The organism is Sulfurospirillum sp. MES (assembly GCF_000789415.1).
Lineage (GTDB): Bacteria > Campylobacterota > Campylobacteria > Campylobacterales > Sulfurospirillaceae > Sulfurospirillum > Sulfurospirillum cavolei.
This window is the reverse complement of sequence record NZ_JSEC01000007.1, coordinates 1-16,276: the sequence shown is the minus strand read 5'-3', so window position 1 is coordinate 16,276 and position 16,276 is coordinate 1. Positions and strand designations below refer to the sequence as shown.

Below are 16,276 nucleotides of genomic sequence, written 5' to 3'. Positions count from 1 at the left end.
TATTGTCGCATTTATGACGTAAAAAAGGGCTTAAAGCGTTTCGCGAAGGTTTAAGAGTGAAGCGATGCATGACGCTTCGTTTGCATTGTCGAAAAAAAAGCTTACATGTAAAGGTTTTTGATAGACCAAATCGTAATAATCGCGCAGTAAGAAGGTAACGACGCTTTGTAAATCACGACGTTCGTACGCATCGATAATCGCCTCTTTAACGCTTTTGCGAATGTACGGCGCGATAATCGCCATTGCACGGTAAAAAAATTCCGGCGTTACGTTTTGGTAGTAGTGCAAGATGCGTTTCGTACGCATCTCAAAGGGTGCGGTAATTTCGACTCGAACGCCTGTTTGAATGTTTTGATACACGCGCGCGGGAATCGTGACTTTTCCAAGACGCTTGCTCTCGGCTTCCACAAAGATACTCTGATCGGGTTTTAAAGAGTAAAGAGCGTTAAAGAGGCTGTTTTCAAACATCTTTTGGCTCGGTTGCGCTCCGCAGACCGCGCCGAAACTCGAACCTAAATGATTGGCGAATCCTTCGATATCGAGCGAAGGCGAGAGTCGTTTGAGCAACTCGGTTTTGCCGCAACCCGTTTTTCCTCCGAGGACGATAAAACGTCGGTGAGGCAATTGCTCGAAAAACGTTAGTACGTACGCGCGATAACGTTTATAACCGCCTTCCAAACGATAGACTTGATAACCGATATGCGACAATATAATGGCGATCGAACTGGATCTTAGCCCTCCTCTAGCACAATAAATGCCGATCTTCGAGCCTATGGGATAGTGTTTTGCGATCGTTTGAAGGTCTGCGGCAACGTTTTCGCAGATGTAACGCGCGCCTAAAATCTTGGCTTCGTTGCGCGATCGTTGTTTGTAAATCGTACCGACTTCTTGGTGTTGTGCATCGCTTAGCGCATAAAAGTTTTGTGCGCCTACGATGCAAGATTCGCTAAATTCTTTGGGGCTACGAGCGTCGATCAGAAGATCCAACGCTTCGCGAGACGCTAGAAACGTTTCGACGTCGCATTCTTTTAACATGAAAAATACGTCGGAATCAGCGCGTGAAGTGTGTGATACAAGGCGTCAAAATCCGTACCGTAGACGCGGGTTTGCGCTATAGCGGTAATAAAATTGGTATCGCCGCTCCAACGCGGAAGAATATGGTAATGTACATGTTCGGCAATGCCGGCACCGCCGCTTTTACCCAAATTCATACCTAAATTGACACCGTGCGCTCCCAGCCCTTCTTTAAGCATTTTAACCGAACATTGCACCAGATGGGACATACGAAGCCACGTCGAAGACTCTAAAGATTCGATAGCGTCGGTATGAACGTGCGGTATAACCATAAAATGCCCCGGCGTGTACGGATAGCGGTTCATCACGACAAAGCAGAGTTCGTCGCGATAGAGAACGTGATGCGCTTCGTCCATTTCGGGATGTTCGCTAATACGGCAAAAAACACACCCCTCTTCTTTTTCCTTAAAATAAACGTCGCGCCACGGTGCGTACATGTAATCCATCAGTCGACCTTTTTGATCGCTGCCAATGCGGACGCGATATCGGGTTCGCGCATAAAGTATTCGCCGATCAAAAAAGCGTCCGCACCGACTTTGCTTAAATGCCGAATCGTCTCTTTATCGTTCAATCCGCTTTCCGCGACGATGATTTTGCCTTGCGGAATGAGCGGCATGAGCTTTTCGGTTAGGCTCATATCCATATCGAAAGTCTCTAAATTGCGATGGTTGATACCGATAATGTTCGCGCCCGCAAAAATCGCTTTGACCAAATCTTCTTTGTCGTGAATTTCGACTAAAACTTCCAATCCTAAACGAAACGCATACTCTAAGAGGTGTTTGAGCTCGGTTTTACTGAGCGCTTTGGCGATCAACAAAATAAAATCGGCACCGTAAACGAGCGCCTCGACGATCTGATACTCGTCTACGATAAAATCTTTTCGAAGCAACGGCGTCGGAACGTAACGGCGTATTTGCGTGAGGTATTCTAAATCGCCCTTAAAATAGTGCGGCTCGGTTAAAACGGAAATCGCATCGGCTTTGCCTAACTCATACGCTTTTGCGATCTCAAGCGGATCGAAATCCTCTTTGATAATTCCTTTACTCGGGCTTGCTTTTTTCACTTCGGCGATAATGCGGTAAGGATTGTCGCTCGTGGCTTTAAGATACGGCTTAACGTCGCGCGGCATATAAGGATTAAACGCAAGGCTTCGCCCTAACCAATCGATCGTATACTTTTTTTTCTTTTTCTCCAAATCGTCTTTGGTACGCTTGATAATCTCGTCTAAAATCATGGTCGTTTCTCTTTGAGGCATTGTTTGATGGCATTAATGTGGCTTAACACTTCGGGTTCGGAGATGCTTTCGTCGAAATCTTTCATAATATCGTAGGCTTTTTGGCACTCTCCTAGCTTGTAGTATCCCCACGCTAAAGAGTCCAAATAGTAAGGCGAATCGGGTTCGAGTTTTAACGCCCTCTCCACCAAAGCGATTCCTTTTTTAACATCGATAGTATGATCGATCAATAAGTAGCCGTAGTAATTTAAGTAGACCGAATCGTTCAAAATAGCGGTTACTTCTTCAAATTTATGCATTATAGACTGTAAAACTTCGGGCGAAAGTGCGTTTTTATTGAGCTCATATTCATAAATTGCCATTTTACCGAGGTAGTCGATGTTTTTCGTATCGTCGTAGAGTTCTTCGGCAAGTTCGTAAGCGTTTTTAAATTTCTTTTGCGTTGCATAAATTTGGAGCAATAAATCTTCGTTAAACCGACTTTTTTCCAAAAAGGCGATCGCGCCTTTGATGTCTTTGGAATAGAGCATCAATTCGACGATTTTCTTGGCGATTTCTTCGTTTTGGTTCTCTTTATAGAGTTTTTTGTACGTTGCGATCAATCCGTTCACGTTACGATCGCGTCCGTAGATTTCAACGAGTTTGTAGCACACGTGTTGCCCGCATCCTTCCATGGACGCAAAGGTTTCAAGGTACGCCATGGCGTCGTCTTTACGGTCTAAAAAGCGGTACAACACTTCGACCATATTCATCAACAGCTCTTCGGAAGGTTCGAGTTTGTACGCACTTTCAAAGTATTTGAGCGCAACGTCGTAGTTTTTCATCTGCAAATACAAATTGGCGGCAATGCTTAAGTGTTGAACGGTCTTGTCGGTACCGATTAACGAAAGGATCTCTTTTTCCGCTTCTTCGTAGCGTTTTTCTTTGACGAGTTGACCGACATGTAAGCGTGTAAAGTTTTTCTCTTCGGGGTATTTTCGAAGTCCTTCGTCGATCAATGCGGCGGCATCTTGCGTTTGGAGAACAAACGCCAATCCCGCTTCTTCGGTCAAATAGTCTTTCTTTTGGCTCTGATCGTAAAGAACGTGGTATACTCTTTTAGCATTCGCATAATCGCCGCGTTGTTGATAATCAAGGGCTTGAAGAATAAGGTTATCCTCTTCTTCAAAGACTTTTTTGGTCGTTTCGGTGAAGACGACTTCTTTGGTGCTACATCCCACCAAAAGGAAAAAAACGACTATAAAGGAATAATACCGGGACATTCTGAAACTACCTCGTTCATGTTATCTTTAAAATGTTCCCAAAAAGGAAACGTTCGACACTGTTTGGGACGTACTTCGTAGATGCCGCATTGTTTGCGGTGCGAATCGAAAAAAATACACGCATACCCGCTTTCGTGAACGACCTCTTTGATCGTGAAACGATAGCGAATTTTGTTTAAATAGTTATTGATAAAAAGCGCTTTGCTCAAAGAAAGTTTTGCCGCGATCGCTTCGATCTCTTCTGTGCTGACCCAAATATAACCGCTTTCACCGATACAGCAGTTGCCCTGACACGTTTCGCACGCGCTAGGATCAAAAGCGTAGGGATAAGCATTGCAACGCATTAGTTCTGCCATGCTAAGCTCTTGGTTTGTGATTTTTCAAAAATATGTGCGACGCGAGGAGTAAACCGATCGTTCTCGTATAAAATAATCGGCGGACGTACTTTGCATAAAGTTTTAGAATTTTTACGCGCGCGAATCAAAACCAGCGAGGACTCTTTATCGTAGCTGGGGTGAACGAAACAGATCTCTTCGACGTTGAGCTTTGCTTTTTGTAACTCTTGCATGAGCATATCCAGTTGTTTGGCGTCGTAACAAAAGCAAAAATAGCCGCGGTTGCTCAAGTTTTTCGTGACTTTATGCGCCAATGCTCCAAACGGTAAGGCACTGCCGTGACGACTCAAAAAAAGTGACTCGTTTTGGCTTTTCACGACGCCTTGATGGTAAAAAGGCGGGTTAGAGACGATCCAGTCGAATTTATCGCTAAACGACGTTTCCGTAAAATTGCCGTGTATGAAACCTACATGTAAAGAATTGAGCCCCGCATTGCGCTCGCTGAGAATCATATTCGCTTCTTGAATATCCAAAAGCGTCATTGACGTTTCAGGAAAATCGCGTTTGAGCAAAAGCCCTAAAATACCGCATCCGCATCCGACGTCCAGTATCGATCCTTTGGGGTGACATGCCGCGATAAAATCGTAAAGTAAGAGCGTATCGCTGTTGTAGCGATAGCCCGTTTCGTATTGGTAAAGTTGCATGCTTATCGGTACACCTTGATTAAAAACCCTTTGGATTTATCTTTTTCGACGTTGGAAAGCGCATAGCTGATCTTCGCGCCATCGCCCACAAACGTTTCAATGAGCTCTCCGCCCGCTTTGGCGCGTGCTTTTCCTAAGCCGATGTTGGCAAGGGAACTGATGCGATCAATTTCGCTGTCCTCGACGCCGACTTTTTTACTTTTAATCAGTTTTAACGAGGCAAATCCGCCGTTATCGACGATAGGTGCGACCTCAAAGAAATAAGTACCGTCGTATTTGCTTAAGAAGGCTTGCACGTTTTGTTTGCACTGCTCGGAAATGGCGTTGACACCCGTTCCCATATCGGTACACATAATCGAATCGACGAAAACGGGCTTTTGTCCCTTGCCGGCGGGTTTGTTCGGTGTTGACGTTGCGGCGGCCGTTTTAGGCGCGTTTTTCGTCGATTCGGACGCTTCGAGTAACGCCAACTTTTCGTTTAACGTTTTGAGCGACTGTTCGCTTGCCGCCAAACGTTTGCTCAGAGCGTCTTTTTCTTGAGTAAACGCCAATTCTTTTTGTTTGAGCTCTTTTTCCAAAGCGATACTTTTGAGCGTCTCTTGTTTTTGGTTGCCGTTGAGCGCACTTTCTTTCACTTTGAGCTCATTTTGAAGCGTTTTGGTCTCTTCAAGATGCTTAAACTCTTTTTGTTTCAGTTCTTCTTTGAGTTTTTTAATCTCTTCTTCGCCGTTTTGTTGTACGGCACTTATCTTTTTAATCTCGTCTTTGCTCGCCGAAAGTTGCGTCTCTTTGGCTTTGAACGCTTTGTCTTTTTCTTTAAGGGCGTCTAGGTATTCGATCTCTTTGGCACGTAACGTATCTTTAAGATCGACCAATTGCGTGTTTTCGGTTGCACGGTTTTTCTCGGTTTGCGCCAGTTTGGCTTTGAGCTCTTCGATTTGCTTATTGCTTGCCTTGGTTGCGGAGTCTTCCATATCTTTGATTTTGACTTGAAGCGTTTTGAGCGCGCTTTCGTGGCGCGAATTTTCATCGCGAAGTGCTTGCATCTCAACCGCTTTGGTTTTAATCTCTTTCTCCAGTGTCGCAATTTTAAGCGTTTCGTCTTTTTTTGCCGCTGTCGCCGTTGCCTCTTTTGCGCGCAGATCGGCCTCTAGCGTTTGAATTTTAAGAAGGTAGGCTTCTTCTTTTTGTTTGGTTTCGCCGCGAAGCGTTTCCAGCGTGCTTTGGGCGGATTTGAGCGAAGTATCTTTGGCGTCTTGAGCTTTTTGCTGTTCAAGTTTAAACGCTACGAGTTGATTTTTCGCGTTTTGAAGTTCTTGGTCTTTGGCACTCATTTTTTGTTTCAACTCTTCGTTGGCGCGCGTAAGCTCTTCCGTATGGAACTGAACGCGATCATACGTCTCTTTTGCACTGGCTTTGTACTCGGCTAATTGTTTGTCGAGGTTTTCCGTTAAGGCTTTTTTAGAGGCTTCGAAGCTTGCGATTTTCTCGTTGAAAATTTTGTAGTTTTTATTATGGACTTTGTCGTTTTCGTCGACGCGACGTTTTACTTCGGCTTCGACGTTGAGTTTATCGTTGTTGAGTTTGGCAATTTTATCGTTGAGTTCTTGAATGACAATCTCTTTTTTTGCCAACTCCTCTTTATGTTTGAGCAAGCTGTCGTTCAAACTTTTTTCCATCGCTTGAGCGTTTTCTTCCAGTTTTTTATTGCCCGCGGTGAGTTCTTTGTTGAGCTTTTTCTCGTCTTCAAGATAGGTTTTAAACTTATTGAAATCTTTTTCATTCTCCAAAATTAAGGCATCTACGTGTTTTTGCGCACTTGCAAGTTCGGCGTTGAGACCTTTGATTTTCTCTTCTTGGACGGCTAATTTTTTAAGGCCCACTTGTTCTTGGTCACTCATTTCTTGGCGATTTTTTGCGATGAGCGTTTCGGTGTCGGCTTTGAGTTGTTCGATGGTTCTGACGTATTGGGCAATTTCGTCTTTATGTTTTTGATCCGCCGCAAGAAGGTTTTGGGTTTGCTTGCTTAAAAGCTCGTTTTTCTCTTTTGCCGCAAGATCGAGTTGGTTTTTCAGTTTATCGATTTCGTCTTGTTTGCGCATAAAGGCATTTTTCGCCGTATCGTTGTTGTTGGCGATTTGTTCGTTCAGAAGTGAAATTTGATCGTTCAGAAGTTTGATTTTTTCTTTATAGTCGCTCAGCTTGGCTTGTTCTTCTTCGCGCGCTTTTTGAATCTCTTTGCCCTTGCGCGTTTCGGCTTCAACGGCTTGGCTTTTTAATTCGTCGATTTGAGAACGCAATGCGTTGGCTTCCAGATTGGCTTTTTGCGCGATGACCACGTTTTCTTTTTGCAATTCGTTGATTTTCATCGTCAGATCGCTGATGTTACGATAATGCTGCTGTTCCGCCTCGTTGAGGCGTTCGGTATTTTTGCTTTGAAGTTCCGCTTTTTCGCTCTCGCGTTCGTTCTCTTGTTCGTCAAGTTTTTTAGCAAGTTCGTTTTTTTCATTCGTTATCAGTAAATTGTCGTGTTGTAAGAAAAGAAGCGTTTTTTGCAACTTGGCAATCAGGCGTTTCATATCTTGCGGCGTCACTTCCGACTCGGGAATAGGTTTTCCTTGCTCGTCGAGATAGGTGTCTTCTAAAAGATCGGAAGCCTCTTTGTTTTGTTCCAAAGTCGCTTCTTTATCGATATAGCGTTTTTGAACGTCTCTGGGTAAATCGCTAAATTTGACGTCGCTTTTACTAATGTATTTTTCGCCGAGTTCGTCAAACGAAACACCGTCGAAATGACCGAATTCGTAAGCGGAAAAACCGCCTACGACGATAATGACGCTTAAAAGAATGTTTAAACTTTGTGACGACGAAAGAGGGATTTTTGCCATTTCTATCCTTACATGTGAGACGAAGTTAAAATATGCGTTACGATATCGTGGGCGTGGTTGAGCGCAATGGCGATACTTCCGCCGCTTTTAACCGCGATGTCGCCGGCAAGGTAGAGCCCTTTGGTTTTCGTCTCGTAGTGCTCGTCAAACTCGGGTTTGCCTTCCGCATCGAAGGTAATACCGCATTTTTTAAGAAAATCGACCGGCGTCGTTCCGCCGATGGCATAGATGACGCGATCGTAAATCGTGTAGTAGCCGTCGGTAAAATTGACTTTAACCAAACCGTTTTCGTTTTCGATCGAGACGATATCCATACCCAAGCGCAAGCGCAGTTTCTCTTGACCGTTGTATTCGTTGATAAGGGTTAAATTGATGTCGTTGAGTCGGCTAAAAGTATCGCGACGGTAGTTCAGCGTGACGTTATTGGTTTTGGAGAGCTCGATTGCGTATTCGACCGCCGAATTGCCGCCGCCGACGATCAACAGTTTCTCTTTTTGCGAACATTTGTCGAGGTTGAAGTTGATGCGCTCTTTAAGCGAGATCGGAAGCGTATAGTCGGGTTTATTGGGCTTGCCCATCGTTCCGATGGCAACGATAACGTTTTTTGCACGGTAGCCGGCTTTGGACGTTACGACGTAGAATTGTCCGTTCTCTTTCGTGATGCTTTCGACTTCGCTGTTAAACGCCGTATCGATTTCGCCTTTATCGAGTAAGGAATCAAAATAGTTGAGCGTGCTCTCTTTCGTGCCGTCTCGAAAATCGATCGTCCCTTTGAGCTCGATCTCTTGTCCTTTGTAGTTCTTATCGACGCGTTTGTTGTCTTTGTAAAATTTGCGAATGGTTTGCGAATGGTTTTCGCCTTTTTCGATCATCAAGATGTTTTGAAGCCCTAAGGCTTTTGCTTCAACCGCCGCACCGATGCCTCCGGGGCCTCCTCCGATAATGACTAAATCGTATAACTGTACCATGATGTGTGTCGTCTCCCGTTTGTTTCTTCTTTATAACGTCCATTATACCCCGAGCTTACTTATGGCTTATTAAATATAAAAAGTGTAAAATCCCCGTAAATGCGATGATTAAGGAAAGAGAACCGTGCAAACTTTTTTAGAACATGCTAAAGCGGCAAGCAAGACGATCGCCACGCTTGATCCCCATACGAAAGTATCGGTATTGATGCAGATGGCGGATGCTCTGGAAAAAAATGTCGATACGATCCTTGCCGAAAACGAAAAAGATTTACAAGAGGCACGAAAAGCAAATTTAGCGAGTGCCTTGGTTGATCGATTGCTCTTAAACGCCAAGCGCATTGCGGATATGGCGCAGGCCATTCGCGAAATCGCGGCACTCAAAGAGCCGATCGGACGCGTTTTGGAAGGATGGGTCGTTCAAAGCGGGTTGCGCATTGAAAAAGTGAGTATTCCCATCGGCGTCATCGGTATTATTTACGAGAGCCGTCCGAACGTCACGAGCGATACGGCGGCATTGTGTTTCAAAAGCGGCAACGCATGCGTGCTCAAAGGCGGGAAAGAGGCATTGCACAGTAATCGGGCGATTGCCGCGCTTTTGCAAGCGGTGTTGCGAAACAACCGTTTACCCGAAGAAATTATTTCGCTCCTACCCGATGCTTCCCGTGAAGGCGTCGCAAAACTCATTAAAATGGATCGCTACGTTGATTTGATTATTCCGCGGGGCGGCGAAGCGTTGATTCGCTACGTCAGCGAAAACGCAACCGTTCCGGTCGTAAAACACGATAAAGGCGTTTGCCATACCTACGTCGACCGAGACGCCGATCACGAACGTGCCGTCGCAATCGTTTTAAATGCCAAATGCCAACGTCCCAGCGCATGCAACTCTCTTGAAACGCTTTTGGTACACGAAGCAATCGCCGAAACGTTTTTACCGCGGATGAAAGAGGCACTTGATCGCGCGGGAACGCACGTCAAAGGGTGCGAAAAAACACAAGAACTCTTACATGTAGAACGTGCGAGTGACGAAGATTATCATACCGAACACTTAAGCAACGCTTTAAACATCAAGATCGTTGCGAACGTCGATGCGGCAATTGCGCATATCGCGGCTTACGGCTCTTCGCATTCGGAGGCAATTTTGAGCGACAATTACAGCGTCGTTGAGCGTTTTTTAAACGAAGTAGACGCGGCGGCGGTGTACGCCAACGCTTCGACGCGTTTTACCGACGGCGGAGAATTCGGCTTCGGGGCGGAAGTGGGCATCAGTACCAATAAACTGCATGCGCGCGGTCCTATGGGTATTAACGATTTGACGACTTATAAATTTAAAGTTTACGGGCAAGGGCAAATTCGCGAATGAACCAAGAGGTGTTAGCGATTGAAGGCCTTTGCTTCGGTTATCCTCATGGACGGCTTTTGTACGAGGATTTTTGCTTAAGCGTGCATCGAGGTGAATGCGTTTCGATTTTGGGAGCGAGCGGAAGCGGGAAAAGCACGCTTTTCGAGCTCATTACCGGACACCTTAAACCGCTTAAAGGAAGCATCGTTGCCGCACCGCTTTCACAAATTTTTCAAGACCCTTACACGTCGTTTCACCCGACGTATAGCATTGAAAATCAAATCAAAGACGTCGCGTCGATGGAAGATTGCGAAGCGTTATTGCACGACTTGGACCTTGATGCGAACCTTTTAACGAAAAAACCGCATCAATTAAGCGGCGGTCAATTGCAACGATGCTCGATTTTACGTGCATTATTGATGAAGCCTCAACTGCTTTTAGCCGACGAGCCCTCTTCCGCGCTCGATAACGTTACGGGCTTACATGTGATGCAGTTGCTGATGCGTTTTTTAGATCGCGTGGGAATCGTACTTATTACGCACGATACGCATTTAGCCGCATGGTGTAGCGATAAAACGATTAAATTAACATAAAGTAAGGATTAAAACGGCATGCACGCTATGATAGATTGGATTGTTCAAACGGTTGGAGCTTTAGGGTATTTGGGTATTTTCGTGATGATGTTGATCGAAAGCAGTGTTTTTCCGCTTCCCAGCGAAGTTGTGATGATCCCGGCGGGCTATTTATGTGCTAAAGGCGAAATGAGTATGCCGGTCGTGATCGTGTTAGGAACGCTCGGAAGTATCGCCGGAGCTTTACTTAATTACTATTTGGCAGTCTTTTTGGGTCGAAAATTGATTTTAAAATACGGCCATTATCTCTTTTTTAGTGCCGAAAAGCTTGAAAAAGTCGAACGATTTTTCAAAACGCACGGTTCGTTTTCAACGTTTACGGGACGTCTGATCCCCGTTGTACGCCATTACATCTCGTTGCCCGCCGGATTGGCGCGTATGAATGTGGCACTTTTTTGCTTTTACACGGGATTGGGTGCCGGTATTTGGGTCACGATTTTGACGCTTTTGGGGTATTTCTTCGGTCAGAATCAAGCCCTTTTGGAAGAAAATTTGCATACGATAACGTGGAGTTTACTCGCTTTGATCGTCGTTAGTTCGCTCGTGTACGTCAAAGTATTTCGTACAAAAGAGAAAAAACGCGCTCGTAGTGCTATTGGCGCGCAATCACAAACGAAAAATCGTTAAGCGAATAACACAGCGTTTCTTGCGTCGTAAACGGGAAAGGATGCGAGATATGTCCCATAAATTCGGGAACGCTGAGTTGGTAGGTGTGATTTGGGTATTTTTGTTGTAAGATGACTTTGGCTCCGCCGATAATTTGGTTGGAAACCTCTTTGATTAAGTCGTCCAGATCGTCTTCGCACAGGCTATCTTCAAAAAGAAGGTTTTGTGCGATTTGGTTGAGGGTTTCTCGTTGAAATAAGAGATACCAAATATGCTCGGCTTCGTTTTCGTACAAAGAAACCGCGGCACCGTAAAAGTTGTCTGTTTCGAGTCGCCCTTGTCGTAAAGACGTCGATAAGATCGTGGAGCAAAAATTCTCAGCGGCAGAAAGAACGGCTTGTTTCATTTTTTGTCCAAAAATATTATTTTGTGAAACGATTATAATGCAAGCAATGTAAATTAAAGATTAAATAACAATCGATGCGCCAATGAGGCATATTCAAAGCTACATGTCAAAAATAAGGAACTCACGTGATGGAAAAAGAGATCAGTTTTGAAGCGTTTAGCCGTGCCGTAGAGACGTTGGGTCTTGTCGGAAAAACCGATAAAAAGACCGTTCGAAGCGTTTATCTGCTCTTATGCAAAGAGTTTCATCCCGATATGCCAACAGGCGATCACGCAAAATTTCAAGCCATTAACGATGCGTACACACTGGTGATGGATTATATGGAAGCCTATCGATTTGACTTTGACGAAGAGGAGTTTAAGCACCAATTCCCGCTTTATGACGCCAAAGCGGGAATATGGATGAACGAGCGTTAAGATTCTATCAGACGTTGGCGTGCCGCTTTGAGGGAATCGGCAATCAAAAAGGCAAGTTCAAGAGCTTGGTTCGCGTTGAGACGCGGGTCGCATTGGGTTTGGTAACGGCATGCAAGGTTCTCTTCGGTGATCTCTTGTGCGCCGCCGATGCACTCGGTGACATCTTGTCCCGTCATCTCCAAATGAACGCCGCCCGGAAACGTGCCCTCTTCTTCGTGAACTTTAAAAAAGCCTTTGACTTCGCGTAAGACTTCATCAAACGAACGCGTTTTGTAGTTATTGGAAGCTTTGATGGTATTTCCGTGCATCGGATCGATACTCCAAAGCACTTCTTTTCTCGCTGCTTTGACCGCGCGTACGAGTTTTGGGAATTCGGATTCGATTTTATCGGCACCCATACGAACGATAATGTTGATGCGTCCCGCTTCGTTTTCGGGGTTCAATTTTTCGATTAACGCCATCAGCTTTTCGGCCGTCATGCTAGGGCCTGCTTTAATACCGATAGGATTTTTAACGCCGGTTAAAAACTCGACATGTGCTTCGTCGACTTCTCTCGTTCGATCGCCGATCCACAGCATATGCGCCGAACAGTCGTACCAGTCTCCGGTTAAACTGTCTTGACGCGTGAGGGCTTCTTCGTAGTTGAGAAGCAAGGCTTCATGTGAGGTATAGACGACGGTTTCGTGAATGCTCGGCGTGCTAGTCGATGTGATACCGCATGCTTCCATAAACGCAAGCGTTTCGGAAATGCGCTCGCATAAATGTCGGTAGCGATCGCCCAAAGGACTCTCTTGGACAAAACCTAAGGTCCATTTATGTACTTGATGCAAGTCTGCCAAACCGCCGCGCGAAAAGGCGCGCAGTAAGTTCATTGTCGCCGCCGATTGGTTGTAGGCTTTGAGCATGCGTTTCGGGTTTGGTATACGCGCTTCTTCGGTAAATTCGATATCGTTGATAATATCGCCGCGATAACTCGGCAATTTGACGCCGTTCAACTCTTCGTAATCGCTTGAGCGGGGCTTGGCGAATTGTCCCGCGAGTCTTCCGACTTTAACGATCGGACACCCTCCGGCAAAGGTCAAAACGACCGCCATTTGAAGCAGAACTTTGAACATGTCGCGAATATTGACCGCATTAAATTCCGCAAAACTTTCGGCACAGTCGCCGCCTTGCAGTAAAAAAGCCTTGCCGTGTACGACGTCCGCCAAAGCGGATTTGAGTTGTCGCACTTCTCCGGCAAATACGAGCGGCGGATACTTACTTAGCTCTTCTTCGACATTTTTTAAAATCTCTTGATTAGCATAAGTCGGTTGTTGTTTGATCGGTTTGTTTCTCCAAGATGCACGCGTCCAAGAACTCATAAAAGACCCTTTAATGATTTTCTCTATTATAATGAGATTGGCTTTAAAGAGAATTGAAAAGTCCCGACGTTTTAGGACGTTTTAAACTGCCCTACGGTTTTGCTAAGCGAATTGACGTGATGCGTGACGCTGTCGCTAATCGTTCGTACGCGGCGGTTAAGGTGCGTTAACTCGTGCACTTCGTCACTAATCGCCTTTGCGTGAAGCATCGTATTTTTCGAATCTTCAAAAACGGCGTAAACGTCTTCTTTCATCGCCGAGATCACCTCTTTTTGGTCGTGCAAAATCGCATCGATACTTTGTAACGATTCGGTGGAGATCGCAACACCGTTGTCGACCGTACGATTGACGTTTTGCATACTCGAAAGCGCGTCTCCGACATTGTCGTTAATGTTATGCACGATGGCTTCGATACGTACGGTGGCTTTATCGGTCATGTCGGCTAGTTTGCGAACCTCTTCGGCGACGACCGCAAATCCGCGTCCTTGTTCGCCCGCACGACTGGCTTCTACCGCCGCATTGAGGGAGAGAAGATTGGTTTTGTCGGTAATGTCTTTGATGGTTTCGATCATCGACGAAACCTCGGCGACGTTTTGCTCCAGCGTAAAAATAATCTGCGTCGTTTCGTCTGCGATGGTTTTGATGTTGCCGATGGACGATTCTACTTTTCCGAGTTTTTCGGCGACATGTGCTTGCGTTTGGCTAATTTTAAGGCTCATCGCGTCGGCTTTAGTGACCGAATTTTGGATCGCGTTGTTTTGGGTTTGAATATGCGTCGCGATATTTTGAATGCTAACGCCGATTTGCTCGATTTTTTTGCCCGTTACGACGATCGTGTTGGTGAGATGTTTATTGAGATTGAGCAAATTGAGAAGCGAGCTTTTGGTTTTTTGTAAGATCGTATCGAAAATATCGATGACGCTGTTAATCCAAACGGCCGTACGTCGGTTCTCGTCTTTTGCAAATCGATTCAAATCTGCCCGTTGGGTAATATCGCCGTCACCTTCGACAAAACTTTGCAAGAGTGAACGTAAAGAGGCGTATGCATTAAAAAAATTAGACAGTTCGTTTTTGGTCATCCCTAAAATCATCGCTAAAGAAACCGTCGTAATGATGCCGATTTCTTGTAAGCGGGTTAAAAACGGCATAAACGTGAGTGTTGCATAATAGGCACTCGGAATGAAAAGACCGATGAGCAAAGCCATTCTAAAATAAAGTTTATGGCGAAATTGCATGATGTCGTATACTTCCAAAAGATCGCCCTCGCACATCATCCCCCACGTATCGAGGCTATAAGGAAGCGTTACGGTAATACCTTTGCCGATCACGGGAATGCCGCGATAATCGGAATACCCCGGATACGCACAACAGAGATTTGCTCCTTTTTTAACGGTGTTGGCTACGCCAAAGTGCAATGCTTTGGTCGCGGGGTCGTTAAAAACGATCTCAAATTCGGTATGTTTTTGAATCGAAATGATGCCTTGTTTTGTGTGCACGCCCTCTTTGAGGTTTTCACCGAAGCTAAACGTGTCGTCTTCAAAACGCGAGCGAGAAAGTGCCGTTCCGGTTTTAATGTTTTTATTAAAATAGGGTTTGATCATAAACAGATAGTTATCGCCGGATTCTTTAAAGATATGTCCCGCTTCGCGTTGAATAAGATCGCTGAGCGTATCGTTGGAAACACGTGCGACGAGAAGGCACTTTTCGTTTTGACATGTAACGTGTTTCATAAAAGCGAGCGTTACGCAATCGTGGAACGTCGAAGCCTTCGGTCTAAATAAAAGCGTATCTTCATCGACGTAAGGGCCGAAAAGCAGTTGCGAGGAGGCAAGCTGAACGTAATCGATTGCTTCGCAAAAAGCGGTTGCATCGTAACGATACTCTTTTAACGGACGTTGTATCGAGCTAAAAAGCATCGTTTTGGCACCGTTAAGGATGAAATATTCTAAAATCGTTTCGCTTAGCTTTTCTTGCTCTTTGAGGATACCGATGGGATCGCCTGCTTCTTGATCGAGAAGAATAGCGGTATTTTCGACTTCGCGCCATATTTCGTTTGCCCATTCGACCATAAGCCGTTTACGTGTTTGCGCAATACCTTCAAATGCGGTCTCTACGGCACTGAGCATTCCTTTATTGCACGTCCATTTCGACCAAATAGTCCCTTTATCTTTGAGTGAAAGCACGGTATTTTCCTTTATTGTTTTTGATTGTTTAATTTTTAATCATTTTCTTTTATTATAGAAAGACGTTTAACGATTGCTTTGATTCATAAACGCTTCCGACGGTTTTACGTCATTGAATCGCCTCAAAAAAAGTATCGTCTGTAAGCCCCTTCATATAGAGCATTGAAAGCTTTATATTTTAAAAAAAACAACGCAGAACTATACAAAAATAGCAATCTCGATGCAATGATAAAATTGATTAAAAAATAATCATAAGATTTCGAAAAAGCCTTTTTTCTTCAAGAATGTAGATTCTACACACCTTTTTCGACTGATTAATTTATAGGCAATTTTTTCGCCAAAAAAAATCTTTTGATGTTAAAATGGACGTACACCAATTCTCAAACGAAAGGAAAGAAATAATGGTTTTATCTCGTATCGCTAAAGTCTCTTTAGCAACCGTAACGATTTTGGGTTTAGGCGTCACGACACTTAGTGCCGATACGCTCAGTGAAGTACAAAAGCAAGGTTTTGTGAAGTGCGGCGTCGACGGCGGACTTCCGGGGTTTTCCGAAGTCGGTAGCGACGGTATTTACAGAGGAATCGACGTGGACGTATGCCGTGCCGTCGCCGCGGCAACACTTGGTGACGCCAAAAAGGTTAAATACGTCGCTTTGAACGCAAAAGAGAGATTAACCGCGCTTCAATCGGGCGAGATTGATATGCTTTCCCGTAATACGACATGGACGGAAACACGCGATACCTCTTTGGGTTTAAATTTCGCCGGCGTCAATTATTATGACGGACAAGGCTTTATGGTGACGAAAAAACTCGGCGTCAAAAGTGCCAAAGAGTTAGACGGTGCTTCGATTTGTCTTCAAACGGGAACGAC

At 45.0% G+C, this 16,276-nt stretch carries 16 protein-coding genes; 5 read left to right on the top strand and 11 right to left on the bottom strand.

Annotated elements, in window-relative coordinates; all coding sequences use genetic code 11:
• Positions 1–30: 30 nt before the first annotated feature.
• Genes mnmH through OA34_RS09650 form a run of 8 tightly spaced genes read right to left on the bottom strand, consistent with a single transcriptional unit; the run spans position 31 to position 8,462 of the window.
• Complete coding sequence (gene mnmH, locus OA34_RS09685) at positions 31–1,035, bottom strand: tRNA 2-selenouridine(34) synthase MnmH (RefSeq protein ID WP_039674811.1); 1,005 nt, start codon at positions 1,033–1,035, stop codon at positions 31–33.
• On the bottom strand, positions 1,029–1,520 hold the full coding sequence (locus tag OA34_RS09680) for an HIT family protein (protein WP_039674810.1): 492 nt from the start codon (positions 1,518–1,520) through the stop codon (positions 1,029–1,031). The genes mnmH and OA34_RS09680 overlap by 7 nt, the downstream gene beginning before the upstream one ends.
• Positions 1,520–2,308, bottom strand: a complete 789-nt coding sequence (gene trpC / locus OA34_RS09675; RefSeq protein WP_039674808.1) for an indole-3-glycerol phosphate synthase TrpC — start codon at positions 2,306–2,308, stop codon at positions 1,520–1,522. Before trpC ends, OA34_RS09680 begins: the two co-directional genes overlap by 1 nt.
• Positions 2,305–3,570 (bottom strand): tetratricopeptide repeat protein, encoded by a 1,266-nt coding sequence (locus OA34_RS09670; RefSeq protein WP_039674804.1) that lies wholly within the window; start codon positions 3,568–3,570, stop codon positions 2,305–2,307. Before OA34_RS09670 ends, trpC begins: the two co-directional genes overlap by 4 nt.
• On the bottom strand, positions 3,546–3,926 hold the full coding sequence (locus OA34_RS09665) for a YkgJ family cysteine cluster protein (protein WP_039674802.1): 381 nt from the start codon (positions 3,924–3,926) through the stop codon (positions 3,546–3,548). Before OA34_RS09665 ends, OA34_RS09670 begins: the two co-directional genes overlap by 25 nt.
• Positions 3,914–4,609, bottom strand: a complete 696-nt coding sequence (locus tag OA34_RS09660; protein ID WP_039674800.1) for a tRNA1(Val) (adenine(37)-N6)-methyltransferase — start codon at positions 4,607–4,609, stop codon at positions 3,914–3,916. Before OA34_RS09660 ends, OA34_RS09665 begins: the two co-directional genes overlap by 13 nt.
• Before the next feature lie 2 nt (positions 4,610–4,611).
• Positions 4,612–7,494: a hypothetical protein gene (locus OA34_RS09655; RefSeq protein ID WP_039674793.1), complete on the bottom strand. Its 2,883-nt coding sequence runs from the start codon at positions 7,492–7,494 to the stop codon at positions 4,612–4,614.
• A gap of 8 nt (positions 7,495–7,502) precedes the next feature.
• Entirely contained in the window at positions 7,503–8,462 is a 960-nt protein-coding gene (locus tag OA34_RS09650) for an NAD(P)-binding domain-containing protein (protein WP_039674791.1), read from the bottom strand.
• A 124-nt stretch (positions 8,463–8,586) separates the two neighbouring features.
• Between OA34_RS09650 and OA34_RS09645 the strand changes: the two genes are divergently transcribed.
• Genes OA34_RS09645 through OA34_RS09635 form a run of 3 tightly spaced genes read left to right on the top strand, consistent with a single transcriptional unit; the run spans position 8,587 to position 11,060 of the window.
• The gene (locus tag OA34_RS09645) at positions 8,587–9,822 is read left to right on the top strand and encodes a glutamate-5-semialdehyde dehydrogenase (RefSeq protein WP_039674790.1); all 1,236 of its coding nucleotides are present in this window, start codon (positions 8,587–8,589) and stop codon (positions 9,820–9,822) included.
• Positions 9,819–10,394, top strand: coding sequence for an ATP-binding cassette domain-containing protein (locus tag OA34_RS09640; protein ID WP_039674789.1), 576 nt, complete (start codon positions 9,819–9,821; stop codon positions 10,392–10,394). Before OA34_RS09645 ends, OA34_RS09640 begins: the two co-directional genes overlap by 4 nt.
• 18 nt (positions 10,395–10,412) lie before the next feature.
• Positions 10,413–11,060: a DedA family protein gene (locus tag OA34_RS09635; protein WP_254376043.1), complete on the top strand. Its 648-nt coding sequence runs from the start codon at positions 10,413–10,415 to the stop codon at positions 11,058–11,060.
• On the opposite strand, the gene OA34_RS09630 is transcribed toward OA34_RS09635, so the two are convergent.
• Positions 11,026–11,445, bottom strand: a complete 420-nt coding sequence (locus OA34_RS09630) for a chemotaxis protein CheX (protein WP_039674785.1) — start codon at positions 11,443–11,445, stop codon at positions 11,026–11,028. The two genes, OA34_RS09635 and OA34_RS09630, sit on opposite strands and share 35 nt — an antisense overlap.
• A gap of 128 nt (positions 11,446–11,573) precedes the next feature.
• Here OA34_RS09630 and OA34_RS09625 point away from each other — a divergent pair, with 128 nt between their 5' ends.
• On the top strand, positions 11,574–11,861 hold the full coding sequence (locus OA34_RS09625; protein WP_060825864.1) for a DnaJ domain-containing protein: 288 nt from the start codon (positions 11,574–11,576) through the stop codon (positions 11,859–11,861).
• On the opposite strand, the gene OA34_RS09620 is transcribed toward OA34_RS09625, so the two are convergent.
• Both OA34_RS09620 and OA34_RS09615 read right to left on the bottom strand, forming a co-directional pair.
• Positions 11,858–13,222 carry a class II 3-deoxy-7-phosphoheptulonate synthase gene (locus OA34_RS09620; RefSeq protein ID WP_039674784.1) on the bottom strand — a complete coding sequence of 455 codons (1,365 nt, stop codon included), beginning with the start codon at positions 13,220–13,222 and terminating at the stop codon, positions 11,858–11,860. The two genes, OA34_RS09625 and OA34_RS09620, sit on opposite strands and share 4 nt — an antisense overlap.
• A gap of 71 nt (positions 13,223–13,293) precedes the next feature.
• Positions 13,294–15,405 (bottom strand): methyl-accepting chemotaxis protein, encoded by a 2,112-nt coding sequence (locus OA34_RS09615; protein ID WP_286682970.1) that lies wholly within the window; start codon positions 15,403–15,405, stop codon positions 13,294–13,296.
• 401 nt (positions 15,406–15,806) lie between these two features.
• Between OA34_RS09615 and OA34_RS09610 the strand changes: the two genes are divergently transcribed.
• Positions 15,807–16,276, top strand: a 470-nt coding sequence (locus OA34_RS09610) for a transporter substrate-binding domain-containing protein (protein ID WP_039674783.1), incomplete at its 3' end; no start/stop codon positions are given.

Excerpts from the sequence above, each read along its gene's own strand:
- mnmH (WP_039674811.1), bottom strand. The coding sequence starts at position 1,035 with ATGTTAAAAGAATGCGACGTCGAAACGTTTCTAGCGTCTCGCGAAGCG.
- OA34_RS09680 (WP_039674810.1), bottom strand. The coding sequence starts at position 1,520 with ATGGATTACATGTACGCACCGTGGCGCGACGTTTATTTTAAGGAAAAA.
- trpC (WP_039674808.1), bottom strand. The coding sequence starts at position 2,308 with ATGATTTTAGACGAGATTATCAAGCGTACCAAAGACGATTTGGAGAAA.
- OA34_RS09670 (WP_039674804.1), bottom strand. The coding sequence starts at position 3,570 with ATGTCCCGGTATTATTCCTTTATAGTCGTTTTTTTCCTTTTGGTGGGA.
- OA34_RS09665 (WP_039674802.1), bottom strand. The coding sequence starts at position 3,926 with ATGGCAGAACTAATGCGTTGCAATGCTTATCCCTACGCTTTTGATCCT.
- OA34_RS09660 (WP_039674800.1), bottom strand. The coding sequence starts at position 4,609 with ATGCAACTTTACCAATACGAAACGGGCTATCGCTACAACAGCGATACG.
- OA34_RS09655 (WP_039674793.1), bottom strand. The coding sequence starts at position 7,494 with ATGGCAAAAATCCCTCTTTCGTCGTCACAAAGTTTAAACATTCTTTTA.
- OA34_RS09650 (WP_039674791.1), bottom strand. The coding sequence starts at position 8,462 with ATGGTACAGTTATACGATTTAGTCATTATCGGAGGAGGCCCCGGAGGC.
- OA34_RS09640 (WP_039674789.1), top strand. The coding sequence starts at position 9,819 with ATGAACCAAGAGGTGTTAGCGATTGAAGGCCTTTGCTTCGGTTATCCT.
- OA34_RS09635 (WP_254376043.1), top strand. The coding sequence starts at position 10,413 with ATGCACGCTATGATAGATTGGATTGTTCAAACGGTTGGAGCTTTAGGG.
- OA34_RS09630 (WP_039674785.1), bottom strand. The coding sequence starts at position 11,445 with ATGAAACAAGCCGTTCTTTCTGCCGCTGAGAATTTTTGCTCCACGATC.
- OA34_RS09625 (WP_060825864.1), top strand. The coding sequence starts at position 11,574 with ATGGAAAAAGAGATCAGTTTTGAAGCGTTTAGCCGTGCCGTAGAGACG.
- OA34_RS09620 (WP_039674784.1), bottom strand. The coding sequence starts at position 13,222 with ATGAGTTCTTGGACGCGTGCATCTTGGAGAAACAAACCGATCAAACAA.